The sequence below is a fragment of the Paraburkholderia sp. BL17N1 genome, from assembly GCF_003634175.1.
GTDB lineage: Bacteria > Pseudomonadota > Gammaproteobacteria > Burkholderiales > Burkholderiaceae > Paraburkholderia.
Window position 1 is genome coordinate 517,225 of the sequence record NZ_RBIW01000002.1, and the last position, 18,661, is coordinate 535,885.

The following is an 18,661-nucleotide window of genomic DNA, read 5'->3' on the forward strand; positions in this document are numbered from 1 at the left end:
GTCATCGCGCAGCAGATCGCAAACCAGGTTGTCAGCGCGCAGCGTTCGCGCAGGCAACCGCCAGTACCACAACGTCGTTGCCAAAAACCGGAGGAGCGTCCCATGAATCTGAATTCCCGCAGGCTTCCTGTCGCCAGGAAAATCGTGTCGATGTGCGTCGCGGCATCGGCGGTATGGTGTGCGAGTGCGAGCCACGCGGCTGACCAGCCGGTCGTCGGCCTGATCACCAAGACCGACACCAACCCGTTCTTCGTCAAGATGAAACAGGGCGCCGAAGCGGCCGCCTCGAAAGACGGCGCGAAGCTCATCACCGCGGCCGGCAAGTTCGACGGCGACAACGCGAGTCAGGTCACCGCCATTGAAAACATGATGACGGCCGGCGCGAAAGCGATTCTGATCACGCCGAGCGACACCAAGGCGATCGTGCCGAGCATCAAGAAAGCGCGCGCCGCCGGTGTGATGGTGGTCGCGCTCGACACACCGACCGATCCGCAAGACGCCACCGACGCCCTCTTCGCCACCGACAACTTCAAGGCCGGCGTGCTGATCGGCAAGTACGCGAAAGCCGCGCTCAACGGCAAGCCCGCGAAGATCGCCACGCTCGATCTCGCGCCCGGCGTCTCGGTCGGCGTGCTGCGTCATAACGGCTTCCTGGAAGGCTTCGGCGTGAAGGAAGGCGATCCTTCCGTGGTGTGCAGCCAGGACACGCGCGGCGACCAGGCCAAGGGCCAGACGGCGATGGAAAACTGCCTGCAGAAGTCGCCCGACATCAACGTGGTCTACACCATCAACGAGCCGGCGGCAGCGGGCGCTTATCGCGCGCTCAAGGCGGCGGGCAAGGACAAGAGCGTGATGATCGTCTCGATCGACGGCGGCTGTGAAGGCGTGCGCAACGTCAAGGCCGGCGCGATCGCCGCGACCTCGCAGCAGTATCCGCTGAAGATGGCCTCGCTCGGCGTGACGGCCGGCGTCGAATACGCGAAGACCGGCAAGAAGGTCTCCGGCTATCAGGACACCGGCGTGACGCTGATCACCGACAAACCGATGTCCGGCATCGACAGCAAGGACACGAAGTTCGGCCTCGACAACTGTTGGGGCAACAAGTAACACGCACTGAACGGCGGCCCGCTTCGCCGGGCCGCCATCGCATTTGCCGCGTGGCCAAAGCGCCACGCTTCTGTATCGAGGTCATCCATCATGTCGACTCCTTCCGCGCCCGCCGGCCACTCGCGTTCGTTCGCCGAGCGCATGCCATCGCTTGCCGAAGTCGGGCCACTCATCGCACTGGTACTGGCGTGCGGCTTTTTCATTTCGCAAAGCGACCGCTTCCTGTCGTTCCAGAACCTCTCGCTGATTCTGCAGCAAACCATGGTGGTCGCGGTCATCGCCATCGGCCAGACGCTCATCGTGCTGACTGGCGGCATCGACCTCTCGTGCGGCATGGTGATGGCGTTCGGCTCGATCATCATGACCAAATTCGCCGTCACGCTCGGCGTACCGCCGGTCGTCGCGATTCTGTGCGGCGTTGGCGCGAGCACGTTGTTCGGCGCGCTCAACGGTGTGTTGATCACGCGCATCAAATTGCCTGCCTTCATCGTCACCTTAGGTACGTTGAATATCGCTTTCGCGCTCACGCAGATCTATTCGAACGCGGAGAGCGTGTCGAACCTGCCGGACGCGATCATGTTCTTCGGCAACACATTCAAGCTCGGCCCCGCGGATGTCACGTACGGCACCGTGCTCACCTTGCTGATGTATCTGGCCACGTGGTTCGTGTTGCGCGACACCGTGCCGGGCCGGCATCTGTACGCGCTCGGCAATAACCCCGAGGCCGCGCGCCTGATGGGCCTCTCGTCGCAAAAAATCTTGCTGACCGTGTACTCGCTGGCGGGCGCGATCTACGGCATCGCCGCGCTGTTGTCCGTGTCGCGTACCGGCGTGGGCGACCCGCAGGCGGGACAAACCGAGAATCTCGACAGTATTACCGCGGTCGTGCTCGGCGGCACGAGCCTGTTCGGCGGACGCGGCTCGATTGTCGGCACGCTGCTCGGCGCGTTGATCGTCGGCGTGTTTCGCAATGGCTTGACCCTGATCGGCGTTTCTTCGGTTTACCAGGTGTTGATCACCGGCATGCTGGTGATTCTCGCGGTGGCCGCCGACAAACTTTCCCATCGTCGCGGTTGAACAGCCAGAGGAATCCGTCATGTCTACCCCCACTTCTGCTTCTTCCACGATGCCCGTTCTGCAGGCGCGCGGACTCATCAAACGCTACGGCAATGTGACCGCACTCGACGGTTGCGATTTCGAAGTGCTGCCCGGCGAGATCATGGCCGTGATCGGCGATAACGGCGCGGGAAAATCGTCGTTGATCAAGGCCCTTTCCGGCGCCACGGTGCCGGATGAAGGCGAGATTCTGCTCGACGGCAAGCCGGTCAAATTCCGCAGCCCGCTGGATGCCCGCGCGCAAGGCATCGAGACGGTGTATCAGGAACTCGCCGTGGCGCCGGCCATGAGCATCGCCGAAAACCTGTTCCTTGCGCGCGAATTGCTGAAGCCCGGCTGGCGCGGCTCGATCTTCAAGATGATCGACAAGCGCCGCATGCTGGACGAAGCGACCGCGCATATGAAAGACCTGCAGATCGGTATCCGTTCGATGCGCCAGGCCGTGGAAACGCTCTCGGGCGGCCAGCGCCAGGGCGTGGCCGTGGCACGCAGCGCGGCGTTCGCGCGGCACGTGGTGATTCTCGACGAACCGACCGCCGCGCTCGGCGTGAAGGAAGGCAACATGGTGCTGGAACTGATCCGGCGCGTGCGCGATCGCGGCCTGCCGGTGATCCTCATCAGCCACAACATGCCGCACGTGTTCGAGATCGCGGACCGCATTCATATTCAGCGACTCGGCCGGCGCGCGGCGCTCGTGAACCGGGCGGACATCCACATGTCGGAGGCGGTGGCAATCATGACCGGCGCAAAGGAAGCAGACGTCAAGGCGATTGCATGATGCGCGCATCCTGCTGAGCGGGCGCCCACCATGGAAACCACCGGCACCCGTTCGCCCCTCAAACGCACGGTCGGCTCGAATCAGGTCGGCATGCGGCAGTTCAACGAGCGCATCGTGTTGCAGGCGATCCGCTTGCATGGGCCGCTGCCGAAAGCCGACGTCGGACGCCTCACGCGTCTTTCGATGCAGACGGTGTCGATGATCGTCGAGCGTCTCATCGACGACGGGCTGCTTGAAAAGCAGGCGCGCGTGCGCGGCAGGATCGGCCAGCCGTCGGTGCCGATCGCGTTGCGCGCGCAAGGCGCGTACACCATCGGCGTCAAGGTGGGACGGCGCAGTCTCGACGTGCTGGCGATGGATTTTGCAGGCCACGTGGTGCACCGCGATGTCTTCGATTACGCGTATCCCGATCCACGCACGCTGTTTCCCGCGCTCGAAAATAAACTGGCGCGCGTGCACCAGACGCTCGGCGCGAGGGCCAGCCAGGTGGTCGGCGTGGGCGTCGCAGCGCCTTTGTGGCTCGGCGGCTGGCGTGACTTTCTCGGCGCGCCGCCCGACGCGCTGGAAGCATGGAACGAGATCGATCTGCGCTCGCGCATCGCCACCATGACGGGCTTGCCCGTCGAGTTCGCCAAAGACACCACGGCCGCGTGCGCCGCCGAACTCGTGATGGGCCAGGGGCGCGGCATTCACAATTTCCTGTATCTGTTCGTCGGCACGTTTATCGGTGGCGGCCTTGTGATCGACGGCCGTCTGCATGGCGGCCCGCACGACAACGCGGGCGCGGTCGGCTCGATTCCGCTGCGTGAAGGCGGCGCGCGCAAACCCGCGCGCCAGCTGCTGCACGCGGCGTCGGGCTTCGTGCTCGAAAAGCTGTTGACCGATGCGGGCGCGCCGGCTGCGGCGGCGCACGACCATCGCGCGTTGTCGCCGGAACTGTGGCGGCACACCGAGCAATGGCTCGATAGCGCATGCCCCGCAATTGCCACTGCACTGACCAATGCGGCCGCCCTGCTCGATCTCGATGCGATCGTGATCGACGGCGAACTCGACCGGCAACTGTTGCGCGAAATCATTCGCCGCACCGAGCGCGTGCTCGACCGCTTCGAATGGGAAGGCATGGTGCGTCCGCAATTGCTGGAAGGCGCGATCGGCGCCGATGCGCGCGCGATGGGCGGCGCGATTCTGCCGCTCTATGCGCATTTCGCGCCGGTGCATGAGTTGTTCCTGAAGCCGGCGGCGGAGACGATCTACTAAACGCTGACGTTGTGATGCGTTAGCGTCAGCGCCGGCATCCTTGACTCCATGCTCATTGCGCGGCGACCTTGGTGGTCGAAGCCGTCTTCACAGGCGCATCGTTCAGCAACGGCTGCAACACCGGCGCCAACGACTTCAGCAATTGCACGGACAACGCACTGGTGAACTCGTAATGCGCGGCATACGGTTCATGCACCCACGCGGTCAACGTGCCGTAGAACCGGTCGCCCATCGCGAACACGAAAGTCGCGCTGCGGTTCACCTTGCGCGACTCGATCAGCCGCGCGCCTTTGGCGAACACATTGAAGCGCTGATCGCCGGTGCCGGTCTTGCCGTACACCTCCAACGTCTGTCCATCGGGGAACGTCATGCCTTGCGCGAGACGCTTCGCCGTGCCGCCCGTCACCACATCGCGCAGCAACACTTTCACCGTGCTCGCGATTTCCGGCGACAACTGCTGCTCCGGCGCAACCGCCGCGCGCTTGAAGTGCGTTTCGTAAGGCGTGTCTTTCGCGAAGTCGAGTTGCGTGAGACTTTCCGTCGGCACCTTGTTGCCGTTGTTGGCGATCACGCCGATCAGTTGTGCAAGCGCGGCCGGCCGGTCGCCCGACGCGCCGATTGCCGCGGCATACGAAGGCGTGAGCGTCGCGAACGGATAGCCGAGCGCCTGCCATGATTTGCCGATCGCATCGTAAGCGCGCAGTTCGACCATCCGTTTGATGCGGCGGTCCTGCGTCGCGTGATAGCGCGTCTTGAAGAGCCACGAATAAGTCGACAGACGCACGTCACGGCTCGCGCTCTGGATCTGTTCGAGCGTGGCGTCGGGATGTTCGCGCAGATAGTTGAGCGTCCACAGTTCCAGCGGATGCACGCTCGAGATATAGCCACGATCGTTCAGATTGAAGCGGTCGATTGCGTATTTGGCATACAGGTTCGCGAGGTCTTCGTCGTCGAGCACGGAGGCGGCCGGCGTGTTCTTCAGCGCCGCGCGCATTTGCGCGTTGAACCACGCATTCGACTCGTCCGGCGCGACGCTGCGCAATACCGTCGCCACCTTGGGCGGCGATTTGCGCACGCCGAGCAGCAGCAGTGCGAGCGCCTGATCGCGCGTCTTACCGTGATACTTCGTGTAGAAACGATTCATGTACACGCGGCTTTCCTGATCAGCGAAGCGCGTCAGATACATCTTGCGCATCTCGGGATCGGCCAGCCATTGTGCCGACGGGCCGGTGGTCTGCACCATTTCGTAATGGACGATGTCGCGCATCAGCCGCACGAACACCAGATTCACCGAATGCTGGAACGCGCGGTGTACGGTCAGAATGCGGCTGTTGTCGTCGGATTCGAAATTGTTGAAGGTCTGCGCGCCGCCGCCCGTGTAGAACGTTTCACCGGGACTAGCCGAGTATTTGCGCTCCACGGCCGCGTCGAGCATGGCTTGCAGCGAACGGTCCGAGGTGTGCGCGAGATAGTCGAGCGACCAGCGCGTGAGTTGATCGTTCGGATCGTACTTCACGGCTTTCAGTTCCGCCGTGCTCAACGGTGCATAGCGCTTGTGCAGGTCGGAAACGATCTGCAAATACGTCACCACGGTACGCAGTTTCGCCGTCGAACCGAGATTCAGGCGCGCGCCGGAGTTGATGTCGAACGGCTGGTTGACGCTGTCGGTTTGCACGCGCACGAGGTTGGCGCCGTCGCGCCGCTCGAACAGCGTGAAGCTGTAGGCGATTCTCGACGGATCGTCCGACGCGCGCAGCATTTCGAAGCCGACCAGGCCCGCCGCTTTCGCGCCGTCGCGCGTGGCGGCAGCGGCGAGCCGGTCGCTCACGGCTTGCTGAACGGCGTTGTTGAGTGTGCCGTTCGCCTGCAGATCCAGGCGGTCGAGTTCGTAAAAACTCGGCATACCGAGCGCGGCGAGCAGATGCGAACGCATGGACGTCACCGCCTTGCGCGACACGAAGGAATCCGCACTGGCCGTTTTGACGGGCGCGCGGTGCAAATCGACCACCGCGGAGAGCGCGGCGTCGCGCAACGGGATCGACACGATGCCGCCGTTCGCCAGCAGCCGCAAATAACTGTCGGTCAGCCGTTCGAGTTCCTTGTAGCCGTGATGCAGGAAATACGACGGCGCACGTTGCGCGATCATCAACGAAAGCACCTGCCGGAATGCGATGCCCTGCTCCGGCAGATTCTCTTCGGTCGAAGGCGCTGCGAGGACGCGGTTGACGTCGTTGAAATCGCGGCCATACCAGGCGGCGAGACCGTCGCCGATACCGTTGATTTCGCCAATGCCCGGCTGCGCGGCCAGCGGCACCGAGTTGAGATAGTGGACCACGATCTGCCGGCGCGCCGGCATGGTCTGCGGGCCGTTCAGATAGGCGCGCACCGAAGCCGACGCAATCTGCCGCAGTTTCTCCGGCGGCGTCGCCGTGCGGCCGCCCGCCGAGTGGCGGAATTTTTCGATCTGCGTGGCGAGCGTGCTGCCGCCGGGCTGCGACTGATGGTGATTGAACACGCGCACGCCCTGATCGGCCAATGCGCGGCTAAAGCGGCCCCAGTCGATAGCCGGATTGCGGTTTGGCTGGTTCGGATCGAGCAGATAGCGGTCTTCGATAAACAGCAGCGAATTCACGACCAGCGGCGGAATCGCGTCGAAGCTGTCGTACACGCGGCCGGGAAACTGTGCGGCGAAGAGCGGCGCGCCGGTGCCGTCGAAGAGTCGCAGGCCCGCCTGATCTTTTTCTTCGTACGGCAAAAAGAGGCCGTTGTCCGCCAGAGACAGCATCCGCTCGGAGTCGCGCGCCTGAGTGGTGATTTCAAAGCCGCGTTGCAACAGACGCTGCTCGATGGACGGCAGCAATGCGTAGCCCAGGCGGCTGTCGTAAGGGCCTTTGTCGGCTTGGGGAAAACGGATGGAGTGACTGGGACCGTCCGCGACGGAAAAACCGACGTCGCGAGTCAATTCGGAGAGATAGTGCGCCTGCAATCGCGAGGTTTCGATCTCGATCTGGCAAAAGCGTGCCGCCAATGCCAGCGCAAGCAAAAATGCCGCCAGCAGCGCCCATTTGATCCACTTGCGCACAGGCGTCGTGCCCGTTGCGCGAAACGGTAAACGAATCAGCGGCCGATTCATGGTGCTCTCCCCGAGCGGGCACCGGTTTCTTCAGGGCCGGCACACCTTCGAAGCAGTGTAGCGCGGAACGCGAACCCGCGATCCGTTCGGATTTACCCGAGAGTGTCGCGGCTACAACACCCGTTTGCGAAGCATGGCGCGGCGTGAATTGCCATGCGATATTGAGCGTCTTTCCTGTGATGAAAAAACCGCCGCTTCAGGCGGTTTTTTGCTTTCTCGCCGGCCGGTCCGGCAGCCGTCCCTGCGCCTGTTCGACCGGCTGCGCGCACAGCAGATCAATGAACTGTTCCGCCGGCGGCGACAGCACACCGCCCTTGCGCGTCACGATGCCAAAAGTCTGCGAAGGCGACTTGAGCTTCACCGGCACGAGGCGCAGCATTTTTTGCCGAACGAACAAGCCGGCGATTGCCGTGGGCAACAGTGAAACCAGATCGTGACTGCTTTGCAGAAGCGCCACCGTCACGAACGTCGAGGCTGTAGAAACCGGGTTATCCGGCATCCGCAGACCGGCCAGATCCATCTCACGTTCGAGCAGCGCGTGCAGCGGCATATGCGACGGATACATCACCCAACGGTGGCCGGCCAGATCGCGCAGTTTCACCTCTTTCTTCGGCAACGGCGGATGACCGTAGCCGACCACCACCGAGAGCGGCTCGTCGCCTAGCGGACGATAGTGATATTTCGACGGATCGGCCGCCACCGCCGCGCGGCCGATCACCAGATCGAGCCGGCCGTCGTCGAGTTGCTGCAGCATGCGCGCGCTCGTGTCTTCCACCACTTCGACGGAAAGATCCGGCTGGGCCGCATGCAGTTGATTCAGCGCCGGCACGACGCACTCCGGAATCGCGCCCATGATCGCGCCGATCGCAAGCCGCCCGCCGCGCCCGGAACGTATCTCGGCGACGTCCTGGCAGAGCGCGGTGAGATCGGTCGTCATGAGCCGCGCGTAGCGGATCACGCAGTGACCGAGCTGATTCGGGATCATGCCGCTCTTCGAGCGCTCGAAGAGCGGCGCGTCGAGCATCGCCTCCAGTTCCTGCAAGGCCTTGCTGGCGGCCGATTGCGTCATGGACATCGCGCCGGCGGCCTTGTGCAGGGACTTCAGGTCGTCGAGTGCGATCAGCAACTGGAGTTGCTTCATGCGCAGCTTTGACAGCAGGACGTTGAGGGTATTTTTCATGGCGGATCGCATTGAAGCATGGGTGAGTCGCAAAAGCGATCACAAGATGGAAACAATTCAATATACCCGCGGTGCCCCACCGCCGTATAGTCGCCAGTGGAGACATTCCCACACCCACCAAAACACACAACCATGAACCAGTCATCCCATCCTGCTGCATTGCGCGGCGTGTTCCCCGTCGCGCCGACCATCTTCGACGACGCCGGCCGGCTCGACCTCGAAGGCCAGAAACGCTGCATCGATTTCATGATCGACGCGGGTTCGAACGGGCTGTGCATTCTGGCGAACTTCTCCGAACAGTTCGCGCTCTCCGACGATGAGCGCAACACGCTCATGCACGTCGTGCTCGAACACGTCGCGGGCCGCGTGCCGGTGATCGTCACGACCACGCACTTCAGTTCATATCAGTGCGCCGAACGCAGCCGCAGCGCGCAGGCCGCGGGCGCCGCGATGGTGATGGTCATGCCGCCGTATCACGGCGCGACCATCCGCATCGGCGAACGTGGCATCTACGAGTTCTACCGCACGGTGTCCGACGCGATTGATATCCCGATCATGATTCAGGACGCGCCGGTCAGCGGCACACCGTTGTCCGCGCCGTTTCTCGCCCGCATGGCGCGCGAGATCGACAACGTGTCGTACTTCAAGATCGAAGTGCCGCAGGCCGCGAACAAGCTGCGCGAGCTGATCGAACTGGGCGGCGATGCAATCGTGGGTCCGTGGGACGGCGAGGAGGCCATCACGTTGATGGCCGATCTGGATGCGGGCGCAACCGGTTCGATGACGGGCGGCGGCTACGCCGACGGCATCCGTCTGATCATCGACGCCTATGCGGCCGGCGACACCGAGGCGGCCGCCGCGCACTATCAGCAATGGCTGCCGCTGATCAATTACGAGAACCGCCAGGGCGGCCTCGCCTCGTGCAAGGCGCTGATGAAGGAAGGCGGCGTGATCCGCTCGGATGCGGTGCGCCATCCGCTGCCGCAGATGCATCCGGCCACGCGCGAAGGACTGTTGAAGGTCGCGCGGCGGCTCGATCCACTGGTGCTGCACTGGGGTCGTTAAAGCGCGCCGCAACGGCGCTGCTCCCACTCACACGCACCCCGCGCCCCGACTGCCTGAAAGCGCGGCGCGGCGCGCACTATCGTCATGGCGCGAGCACACGCAACGCCGCGCTCCGCAGCCATGTACGCAAACCCCGCCCTAACGGATGCAGGGCGCCGAAAAAAAACCACGTACAAGCTAGCGGAGAAGTTGAGTAACATAGGCGCGCAAGCTCACCCTGACTCCCTCCATGACCGCCAATCCTCGAGAACTGACGCCGGAAACGCTCGCCGAGCTGCTCGAACGTGTCGCCAAACAAGATGGCGCGGCGTTGCGCGAGCTGTATGATCTCGCCGCCCCGAAACTGTTCGGCCTCGCGCTCCGTATATTGAGCAAGCACGAGTGGGCCGAAGAAGTTTTGCAGGACAGCTTCGTCAATATCTGGCGCTTTGCCGGCGACTATCGCCGCGCATTGTCCGCCCCGATGACGTGGATGTCGGCGATCGTCCGCAACCGTGCTCTCGATCATCTGCGGCGGGTCAATACGCAGGAAACGGAATGGAGCGATGCGTTGGACGATCTCGTGGCGACCGGCGACCCGGATCCCGAAGCGCTGAGCGCGGTCAGCCTGCAGGCGCGTTTGCTGGCCGGCTGCATGCAGCAGCTGGAACCCGCGCAGCGCCAGGCTGTCGCCCTCGCGTATCTGCGCGATCAAAGCCATAGCGAGATCGCCGAAGTGCTGAGCGTGCCGCTCGGCACCATCAAGTCATGGATCCGGCGCGGCCTCGCCAAGCTGAAGACCTGCCTGGGAGGCGAGTGATGAATCTGCATCGCTATCCTCAGCTCGTCGATCTGCTGGCCGCCGAATATGTGCTCGGCACGCTGCGCGGCAACGCGCGGCGCCGCTTCGAACACTACGCGGACCACGACGCGACGATCCGCAAAGCCGTCGACGAATGGCAGCGGCGCATCTCGCCGATGGCGGAACTCGCCGAGCCGCGCATGCCGCCGGCCGCCGTCTGGGACGCCATCGAACGGCGCCTTGGCCTCGCGGCCACGCGCGAGGCGGCACGTCCGCGCACCGTGGTGGAAACACTCGCGCGGCCGTCGCGCAGCATCTTCGAGAATCTGGCATTCTGGCGCGGCTGGGCGCTCGGCGTCACGGGCCTCGCCGCGGTGGCCGTGGTGGTCGCGGTGCGCTCGCTGCTGCCGTCCGCCACGCCGCCTGTCACGGCGCCGACCGTTGCTCAGCAACCCGAAACGGCTGTGTCGCATGTCGCCGTGCTGAACAACAAGGACGCGCATCCGGTCATGCTGGTCGCGTGGGACGAGGCGCATTCGACCATGACGGTGCATCCGCTCGGCAAGGTCGACCTGCCCGCCGGCCGGGCGATGGAACTATGGGGCATACCGGCGAGCGGCCATCCGGTCTCGCTCGGCATGCTGCCGGACAGCGCGAACGGCAAGGTCACGGCCGGCCAGCAGAAGCCGGAGAATTACGCGGCGCTGGCCGTGTCGATCGAAGCGCCGGGCGGCTCGCCCGATCACAACGCGCCGAGCGGTCCAGTCGTGTTCACCGGCAAGTTGCTGCCGGTGTCCTAGACGTTCCGTCCGCAACAGGACAGGGCCGCTATTCGCTCGATGCGGATGTCGGCCCTTGTTTTCATACGCGGTTCCACTCAACGGCAGCGCGCCGGCTGGACGCAAGGGCGCGATTGCCGCTACCCTAGCCGCTATGCAAAGCTTTTACGAAGCCACTGTCGTCCGTACGTCCGCTTATGCGCCGCTGGCCGGCCGGCGTAGCGCCAATGTCTGCATCATCGGCGGCGGCCTGGCGGGATTGTCCACGGCGTTAGGACTCGCTGAACGAGGCGTTGCCGACGTTACCGTGCTCGAAGCGCGGCAAGTGGGTTTCGGCGCGTCCGGTCGCAACGGCGGGTTCGTGTTCGGCGGCTATAGCCTCGATTGCGCCGATCTGCTCAAAACCCTCGGCGCCGCACGCGCCCGCGAACTCTATACGCTGACCACCGACGCCGTCGATCTAATGCGCAAACGGATCGCGCGCTATCACATTGACTGCGACGCGACCGACGCCGGCGTAATCCTCGCCAACTGGTTCGACGAACCGGCTCGACTGGAATCGCAGCGGCGCCTGATGCGCGATTCGTTCGGCGTCGAGTGGGAACCGGTAGCGGCGCAGCAGCTCGCTTCGCAACTGAAAACGCGCCGTTACCATGGCGGTCTGTTCGAGCGCAACGCATTCCACTTTCATCCGCTGAAGTACGTCCTTGGCGTGGCTAACGCCGCGGCGCATGCCGGCGTGCGGATCCACGAGAATTCGGCGGTCGTGCGTCTCGAGCGCGACGGCGCGGGCTTCGTGGTGCACACGCAGCACGGCGCGCTCGACGCGCAACACGTGGTGATGGCGGGCGGCGGCTACGCGCGCCGCGTCTATCCGTTGGTCGAACGCGCGGTGCTGCCGATCGCCACCTACGTGATGGCGACCGAACCGCTCGGCGCGCGTCTGCAAGACGCGATCGATACGCGCGCCGCCATCTACGACACGCGCTTCGCCTTCGACTATTACCGGCCTCTGCCCGACACCCGGATTCTGTGGGGCGGCCGCATCTCGGTGCGCGACCGCGCGCCCGAAGTGATCGCGCGGCTGTTGCAACGCGATCTGCTCAAGGTCTATCCGCAGTTGCGCGACGTGCGCATCGAGTACGCGTGGGGCGGCCTGATGAGCTACGCGCGGCACAAGATGCCGCAGATCGGCCGCAGCCCGGACGGCGTCTGGTACGCGGTCGGCTTCGGCGGACACGGCATGGCGCCGACCACCGTATCCGGCGAGTTGCTGGCGGCGGCGATTGCCGGTGAGCGTCCGGTGCCCGAGGCGTTTGCGTCTTTTGGCCTGACGCCCGCTTACGGCGCGCTCGGCCTCGCGGCCGCGCAACTGACCTACACCGCCATGCAGACACGCGACGCGCTCGCCGCGCGCCGCCGCCCCGCGGTTTGATGTCCGCCGATACGCGGCCGCATATGCCCGAGACCCGCTCCGGAGGCCGATTTGACCGTGCTAGAATGCGCCGTCATCGCCGCTCGAATACACAATGAAAAAGGGAAGCAAGGCTGCCGAGCCTGATACCAACGGCATCCCGTCCGACACTCCGCGTACCGACGCCCGGCGCAAGTACGATCCCGAACAGACGAAGCGCAACATTCTCGACGTCGCGACCCAGGAGTTCTCCGCGATGGGACTGACGGGCGCACGCGTCGACGCGATCGCGGAGCGCACGAACACCACCAAGCGCATGCTGTATTACTACTTCGGCAGCAAGGAAGGGTTGTACCAGGCGGTGCTGGAAAAAGTGTACGGGGACATTCGCGCGCTCGAACAGGATCTGCACGTCAGCGAACTCGATCCGGTCGAAGGCATGCGCGCGCTCGTCGAATTTACGTTCGACTATCACGACCGCCAGCGCGATTTCGTGCGGCTCGTCACGATCGAAAATATTCACGGCGCCAAATACGTCGAGCAGGTCAAGACGTTCAAAGGCCGCAACGTCACCGTGATTCATACGATCGAAGATCTGCTCTCGCGCGGTATTGCGGCCGGGCAGTTCCGCAGCGATATCGATCCGATCGATCTGCATCTGCTGATCAGTTCGCTGTGCTTTCATCGTGTCGGCAATCGCCATACGTTCGGCACGGCGTTCGGCCGCGATCCGTCGCACCCGCGTTTGCGTGCGCGGCATCGCGCGATGATTGTGGATGCCGTGCTGCGGTTCGTGCGCAAGGACGATTGAGGCAATCGGGCCTCAAGTAAAAAACGGGACGCGGCTTTCGCCACGTCCCGTTTTTTTTGTCCAGCGCTCAAGCGCTCAATCCACCAACACGATCCGCTTGATATCGCCGACGATGAAGATGTACGACAGCGCCCCGACCAGCGCGATCGCGCCGATGAACACCAGCGCACCGACGAACGAGCCGGTTGCCGCCACGATGAAACCCACCACCAGCGGCGTTACGATGCCGGCCAGGTTTGCCGCGAAGTTGAAGATGCCGCCGGTCACGCCGAGCAGGCCATCCGGCGCGATGTCCGACACCAGCGTCCAGCCCAGCGCGGCCATGCCTTGCGCGAAAAACGCCACCGACAGGATCGCGATCACCGCCACGTTGCTGTCCACATAGTTGGCGAGAATGATGGTCGAAGCGAGCAGCAGCCCGGCGATGATCGGCAGCTTGCGCGCCACGTTCGGCGACTTGCCGCGGCGCAACAGCCAGTCGGAGAATAAACCGCCGAACATCACGCCGATCGACGCGGCAATAAACGGCATGATCGCGAAGAAGCCGATCTTGAGCCACGCCATATGACGTTCGGTGGCGAGATACGTCGGGAACCAGGTGAGGAAGAACACCAGCGTCGAGTTGCCGGCGAACTGGCCGAGGCAGATACCGGTCAGTTGACGATGCTTGAGCAGGCGTCCGATAGTGCGCCATTCAAAGCCGCTTTGTGCCGATGCCGCCGTTGCCGCCGCGCCCGTGGCGGCCGCTGCATCGGCGTTCGTCTTCCGATGCGTCAGACCGCCGCCCGCTTCGATATAGTCGAGTTCCGCCTGATTTGCCGACGGATGATCGCGCGGCTCGCGGTAGAACATCCACCAGATCACGCCGAACACAAGACCCACGCCGCCCACCACATAGAACAGCGAGCGCCAGCCGAACGTGCCCATCAGCATGAACAGGAACGGGCTGAAGAAAGCGAGGCCGATATATTCGCCGACGGTGTACGTGCCGGTCGCCATCGCGCGTTCGCTCTGCGGAAACCACGTGGCAACGACACGGCTATTGGTCGGAAAGCACGGCGCTTCCGAGACGCCGAGGCCGAGGCGGAATACGAACAGCGCGCCGATGCCGTGCACCAGCCCTTGCGCGAGCGTGCACAGCGACCAGAAGGTCATCGACAGGAAATACGTCACCTTGCTGCCGAAGCGGTCGAGGAACAGGCCGCCCGGAATCTGCGCGGCCACATAGCTCCACGAGAACACTGAGAACAGCAGCCCCATCAGCGCGGCGTTGATGCCGAGTTCTTTGGTCAACTGCGGCGCCGCGATGCCGAGCACCGTGCGGTCGAGATAATTGATCATGGTCCCGACCGCGAGCAGCGCCAGAATCTGATAGCGGGCTTTCGAGCGGCGCGCGGTGCTGACGGTGGCGCCTTGCGGCGCGGCGGTGTCGGCGGGACTGGATTGAATCGGTTGCTGCATGGGGTGGTCGTCTCCTCGATCTGCTTGTTACCGGTCGACACGCTGCCGGTTAGCGTTGCAACAACGACTGAAAATGGGTGTACACCCGTTCAGCATCCGGTTCGAGACCGGTGAAAATTCGCATGGCGTCGACCGCCTGATACACCGCCATGCCGCCGCCGCTCAGCGTGCGGCAGCCAAGGGCTTCGGCGGCTTGCAACAGCGCGGTGCGAATCGGGAAATAGACGATGTCCGCGACCCACAGATCGCGGTGCAGCAATTCAACCGGCAATGGCAAGCCGGGCAATTTCGCCATGCCCGTCGGCGTGGCGTGAATCAGGCCGTTGGCGGCCGCGAGCGATTCGGCGAGCGAACTGCCGGCGCTGACGGTGGCGGCCGGAAAACGCTTCTGCAATTCGTCGGCGAGCGACGCGGCGCGCGCGGCGTCCACGTCGAATAGCGTGAGCGACTTCGCGCCCATGTTCAGCGCGGCGTGCGCGACTGCCGCGCCGGCGCCGCCCGCGCCGAGTTGCACCACGCGCTCCAGCGAGACGTCCGGCAAGCCGCGCTGGAACGCACGCGCGAAACCGGACCAGTCCGTGTTGTGGCCGGTGCGTTTGCCGTCCTTGAACAGCACCGTGTTGACCGCGCCGAGGGCGCGCGCGTCGTCGGAGAGTTCGTCGAGCAGCGGAATGACGGCCTGCTTGCACGGGTACGTGATGTTCAGACCGTTGAAGCCCATGCGTTCGGCCGCCGTCAGCAAATCGGGCAGCGCGGCGACGTCGAGTTTCAGCGCTTCAAGGTCGATACGGCGGTACACATAGTGCAGACCGAGTTTGCTGCCCTCTTCCTCGTGCATGGCCGGCGACAGCGATCCGCCGATGCCCGCGCCGATCAGGCCGACCAGATAGGAATGCGGTGTTGCCTGTGAGCTGGTTTCTGCGTTGGCTTGTGCGTTCGCTTGTACGTTCATTTCGCCGCCCTATTCTTAAGAATGGTCGCCATCCGCTCCAAAGCCAGTACATAGCCTTGCGTGCCGCAACCGATGATGATCGCGTCCGCCACGGCCGACACGTACGAGTGATGCCGGAACGCCTCGCGGCGATGCACGTTTGAAATATGCACTTCGATGACCGGCTTTTCGATGGCCGTCAGCGCGTCGGCGATGGCCACCGACGTATGCGTGTAAGCCGCCGGATTGATCACGATGCCGTCGACCTTGGTTCGCGCCGCGTGCAGCCAGTCGATCAGTTGATGTTCGGCGTTCGACTGACAGAAGTCGATCGACAGATTCAGGCGCTCTGCCGCATCGCGGCAAAGTTTCGCGACGTCGTCGAGCGTTTCCGAGCCATAGATAGCCGGCTCGCGCGTGCCGAGCAGATTGAGATTCGGTCCATTGAGGACCAGTACTGACGCAAAACTCATGACAACCACTCCCGCCAGGTAAGGCAAACAAGCCAGCCACGGCAATCGCCGCGGTTTTTCAACGTGAGCGAAGTGTGCGCGCATTGGGCGGCGCCGTCATTTGGGGTTTCTACGAATTTGTACCATCTAGTTAGTTTGTATAAACTGCCGATGACTTCGATTAGTGTGGGAGTTTGTGGCTTGCGTTTTGCTGAGCCATGTAACGAACTGGTCCATTTTCCGCATTGCAGCATGCCCGTCACCGGACGTGCGAACGTCGCGCCCGGTTGCGCGCCAATTCAACAGCCGTTCGATTGTTTTAGCAGGAGCCGTTCATGCAACGTTCGATTGCCACCGTGTCGATCAGCGGAACCCTTGTCGAGAAGCTGACCGCGATCCAGGCGGCGGGCTTCGAAGGCGTCGAGATCTTCGAGAACGATTTGCTGTATTTCGACGGCTCGCCTGCCGACGTGCGGCGCATCGCCGAAGATCTCGGGCTGACAATCATGCTGTTTCAGCCCTTCCGCGATTTCGACGGTGTCAGCCCCGAGCGCCTCGAGCGCAATCTCGACCGCGCGAAGCGCAAGTTCGACGTCATGCATGAACTGGGCACGGACCGCATTCTGGTGTGCAGCAACGTTTCGCCCGACACCATCGGCGACGACGCGCTAATGATCGATCAGCTCGGCGCGCTGGCCCGCGCGGCGGAGGCGGCCGGCGTGATCGCGGGCTATGAAGCGCTTGCGTGGGGCAAGCACGTCAAGACTTACCGGCACGCGTGGAAGCTGGTGAGCGCCGTCAATCATCCCAATCTCGGGCTGGTGCTCGACAGCTTCCACACGCTGTCGTTGAACGACACGCCGGACGCGATCGCCGACATTCCGGGCGAGCGCATCGCCTTCGTGCAGATCGCCGACGCGCCGAAGCTCGCCATGGACGTGCTCGAATGGAGCCGCCACTACCGCTGCTTCCCTGGCCAGGGCGATTTCGATCTGGCCAATTTCACGGCGCAGGTCGTGAAAACCGGCTACAGCGGGCCGCTTTCGCTGGAAATATTCAACGACGGCTTTCGTGCCGCTCCGACCACCATCACGGCCGCCGACGGTCATCGCTCGCTACTCTTTCTGGAGGAACAGACGCGCGCGCTGCTCGAAAGCACGCAACAACCGGTCGGCGACCTGTACCGCTCGCCCGCGGCGCCCGCGCACGTCGGCTATCAGTTCCTGGAGTTCGCGGTCGACCACGGCACGCGCGCGCAGCTCGTCGACTGGCTCGGCAAGCTGCGCTTTCGCGAAGCGGGCCGACATCGTTCGAAGGAAGTCACGCTGTATCAGCACGGCGCGGCCTCGATCGTGCTGAACGCCGAGCCGGATTCGTTCGCCAACGCATTCTTCCAGCAGCACGGCTTGTCGCTGTGCGCGTCGGCATTTCGCGTGGACGACGCCAATCAGGCGTTCGAACGCGCCGCCGGCTTCGGCTACGCGCCGTTCTCCGGGCAAATCGGCCCGCACGAGCGCGTGCTGCCCGCCGTGCAGGCGCCGGACAGCAGCCTGAACTATTTCGTCGACGAAACCCCGGACCAGCCCACCCTATTCGAGGCCGATTTCGTCCTCACCGATATCAACGGCCCGAGCGAAGTGGGGCCGCTGAGCCGCATCGACCATGTGTGCCTGTCGGTGCCGGCAAATTCGCTGGATACGTGGGTGCTGTTTCTACGCACTGCCTTGGGCTTCCAGGCCGAGCCCGGTGTGCTGGTGCCCGATCCGTACGGCCTCGTGCGCAGCCGCGCGCTGCGCAGCCACGACGGTTCGGTGCGTATCGTGCTGAATGCCTCCGTGGACCATCACACGGCGGTGGCCGAGGCATTGCACACCTATCACGGCTCGGGGCTGAACCACGTCGCCTTCAGTACCAGTGACATTTTCAGCGCGATTCCCGAGTTCGTCGCGGACGGCTTGCCGGTGCTGCGCATCCCGCGCAATTACTACGAAGATCTGGCCGCCCGCTACGCGCTGCCGGACGAGACGCTGGACGCACTGCGGGCCAATAACATCCTGTACGACCGCGACGAGCGCGGCGGCGAGTTTTTTCATGCTTACACGGAGCAGCTCGACCAGCGCTTCTTCATGGAGATCGTCGAGCGGCGCGGCGGTTACGACGGCTACGGCGCGGCCAACGCCGCCGTGCGGCTCGCCGCGCAGGCGCAGCGGCGCAAATAGGCTTTGAGCGCATCAGGCAAGCGAATTCAGGCCCGGCGGTTGCGGCCAGGCGGGCACGGCGCGTGCGTCATCGGCGGGGGAGCCGCGCCGCACCGATATAATGGCGCCTGATTTCGCGGCCGATGCCGCGCGGTTGCGCCGGAAGCGCCGCCGCGTGCGCCTGTGTCGGCCGAATGT

General features: G+C 64.0%; 15 protein-coding genes. 10 read left to right on the top strand and 5 right to left on the bottom strand.

All coding sequences use genetic code 11. From position 1 onward, the window contains the following. Nucleotides 1-102 precede the first annotated feature (102 nt). The 4 genes from B0G82_RS22155 (at nt 103) to B0G82_RS22170 (ending at nt 4,258) form a co-directional block, all read left to right on the top strand. Entirely contained in the window at nt 103-1,107 is a 1,005-nt protein-coding gene (locus tag B0G82_RS22155; RefSeq protein WP_121309052.1) for a sugar ABC transporter substrate-binding protein, read from the top strand. 90 nt (nt 1,108-1,197) lie between these two features. Further along, nucleotides 1,198-2,184 (top strand): ABC transporter permease, encoded by a 987-nt coding sequence (locus tag B0G82_RS22160; RefSeq protein ID WP_116145623.1) that lies wholly within the window; start codon nt 1,198-1,200, stop codon nt 2,182-2,184. A gap of 19 nt (nt 2,185-2,203) precedes the next feature. After that, nucleotides 2,204-3,001: an ATP-binding cassette domain-containing protein gene (locus B0G82_RS22165; RefSeq protein ID WP_116123531.1), complete on the top strand. Its 798-nt coding sequence runs from the start codon at nt 2,204-2,206 to the stop codon at nt 2,999-3,001. Nucleotides 3,002-3,031: 30 nt separating this feature from the next. Further along, nucleotides 3,032-4,258, top strand: coding sequence for an ROK family transcriptional regulator (locus B0G82_RS22170; RefSeq protein ID WP_121309053.1), 1,227 nt, complete (start codon nt 3,032-3,034; stop codon nt 4,256-4,258). A 52-nt stretch (nt 4,259-4,310) separates the two neighbouring features. Here B0G82_RS22170 and B0G82_RS22175 read toward each other — a convergent pair whose 3' ends face one another. Together B0G82_RS22175 and B0G82_RS22180 are read right to left on the bottom strand one after the other, a co-directional pair. Further along, nucleotides 4,311-7,391, bottom strand: coding sequence for a transglycosylase domain-containing protein (locus tag B0G82_RS22175; RefSeq protein ID WP_121309054.1), 3,081 nt, complete (start codon nt 7,389-7,391; stop codon nt 4,311-4,313). Between the two features lie 196 nt (nt 7,392-7,587). Further along, nucleotides 7,588-8,571 (bottom strand): LysR family transcriptional regulator, encoded by a 984-nt coding sequence (locus B0G82_RS22180; RefSeq protein WP_121309055.1) that lies wholly within the window; start codon nt 8,569-8,571, stop codon nt 7,588-7,590. Between the two features lie 132 nt (nt 8,572-8,703). On the opposite strand from B0G82_RS22180, the gene B0G82_RS22185 reads away from it, so the two are divergent. The 5 genes from B0G82_RS22185 to B0G82_RS22205 all read left to right on the top strand — a co-directional run bounded on the left by B0G82_RS22185 (nt 8,704) and on the right by B0G82_RS22205 (nt 13,421). After that, nucleotides 8,704-9,636, top strand: a complete 933-nt coding sequence (locus B0G82_RS22185) for a dihydrodipicolinate synthase family protein (protein WP_121309056.1) — start codon at nt 8,704-8,706, stop codon at nt 9,634-9,636. A 229-nt stretch (nt 9,637-9,865) separates the two neighbouring features. Further along, nucleotides 9,866-10,435, top strand: coding sequence for a sigma-70 family RNA polymerase sigma factor (locus B0G82_RS22190; protein ID WP_121309057.1), 570 nt, complete (start codon nt 9,866-9,868; stop codon nt 10,433-10,435). Then, on the top strand, nt 10,435-11,217 hold the full coding sequence (locus B0G82_RS22195; protein ID WP_121309058.1) for an anti-sigma factor: 783 nt from the start codon (nt 10,435-10,437) through the stop codon (nt 11,215-11,217). The genes B0G82_RS22190 and B0G82_RS22195 overlap by 1 nt, the downstream gene beginning before the upstream one ends. 133 nt (nt 11,218-11,350) lie before the next feature. Then, on the top strand, nt 11,351-12,631 hold the full coding sequence (locus B0G82_RS22200) for an FAD-binding oxidoreductase (RefSeq protein WP_116145637.1): 1,281 nt from the start codon (nt 11,351-11,353) through the stop codon (nt 12,629-12,631). 94 nt (nt 12,632-12,725) lie between these two features. Next, nucleotides 12,726-13,421, top strand: coding sequence for a TetR family transcriptional regulator (locus tag B0G82_RS22205; protein WP_106277280.1), 696 nt, complete (start codon nt 12,726-12,728; stop codon nt 13,419-13,421). Nucleotides 13,422-13,496: 75 nt separating this feature from the next. Here the strand turns inward: B0G82_RS22205 and B0G82_RS22210 are convergent, their stop codons facing one another. The 3 genes from B0G82_RS22210 to aroQ are packed head-to-tail and all read right to left on the bottom strand — an operon-like array spanning nt 13,497 to nt 16,286. Beyond that, the gene (locus B0G82_RS22210; protein ID WP_121309059.1) at nt 13,497-14,882 is read right to left on the bottom strand and encodes an MFS transporter; all 1,386 of its coding nucleotides are present in this window, start codon (nt 14,880-14,882) and stop codon (nt 13,497-13,499) included. Between the two features lie 49 nt (nt 14,883-14,931). Then, on the bottom strand, nt 14,932-15,834 hold the full coding sequence (locus B0G82_RS22215) for a shikimate dehydrogenase (protein WP_121309060.1): 903 nt from the start codon (nt 15,832-15,834) through the stop codon (nt 14,932-14,934). Beyond that, nucleotides 15,831-16,286, bottom strand: a complete 456-nt coding sequence (aroQ, locus tag B0G82_RS22220; RefSeq protein WP_116145643.1) for a type II 3-dehydroquinate dehydratase — start codon at nt 16,284-16,286, stop codon at nt 15,831-15,833. Before aroQ ends, B0G82_RS22215 begins: the two co-directional genes overlap by 4 nt. 314 nt (nt 16,287-16,600) lie before the next feature. Between aroQ and B0G82_RS22225 the strand changes: the two genes are divergently transcribed. After that, nucleotides 16,601-18,484, top strand: coding sequence for a sugar phosphate isomerase/epimerase and 4-hydroxyphenylpyruvate domain-containing protein (locus tag B0G82_RS22225; protein ID WP_121309061.1), 1,884 nt, complete (start codon nt 16,601-16,603; stop codon nt 18,482-18,484). Nucleotides 18,485-18,661 lie beyond the last annotated feature (177 nt).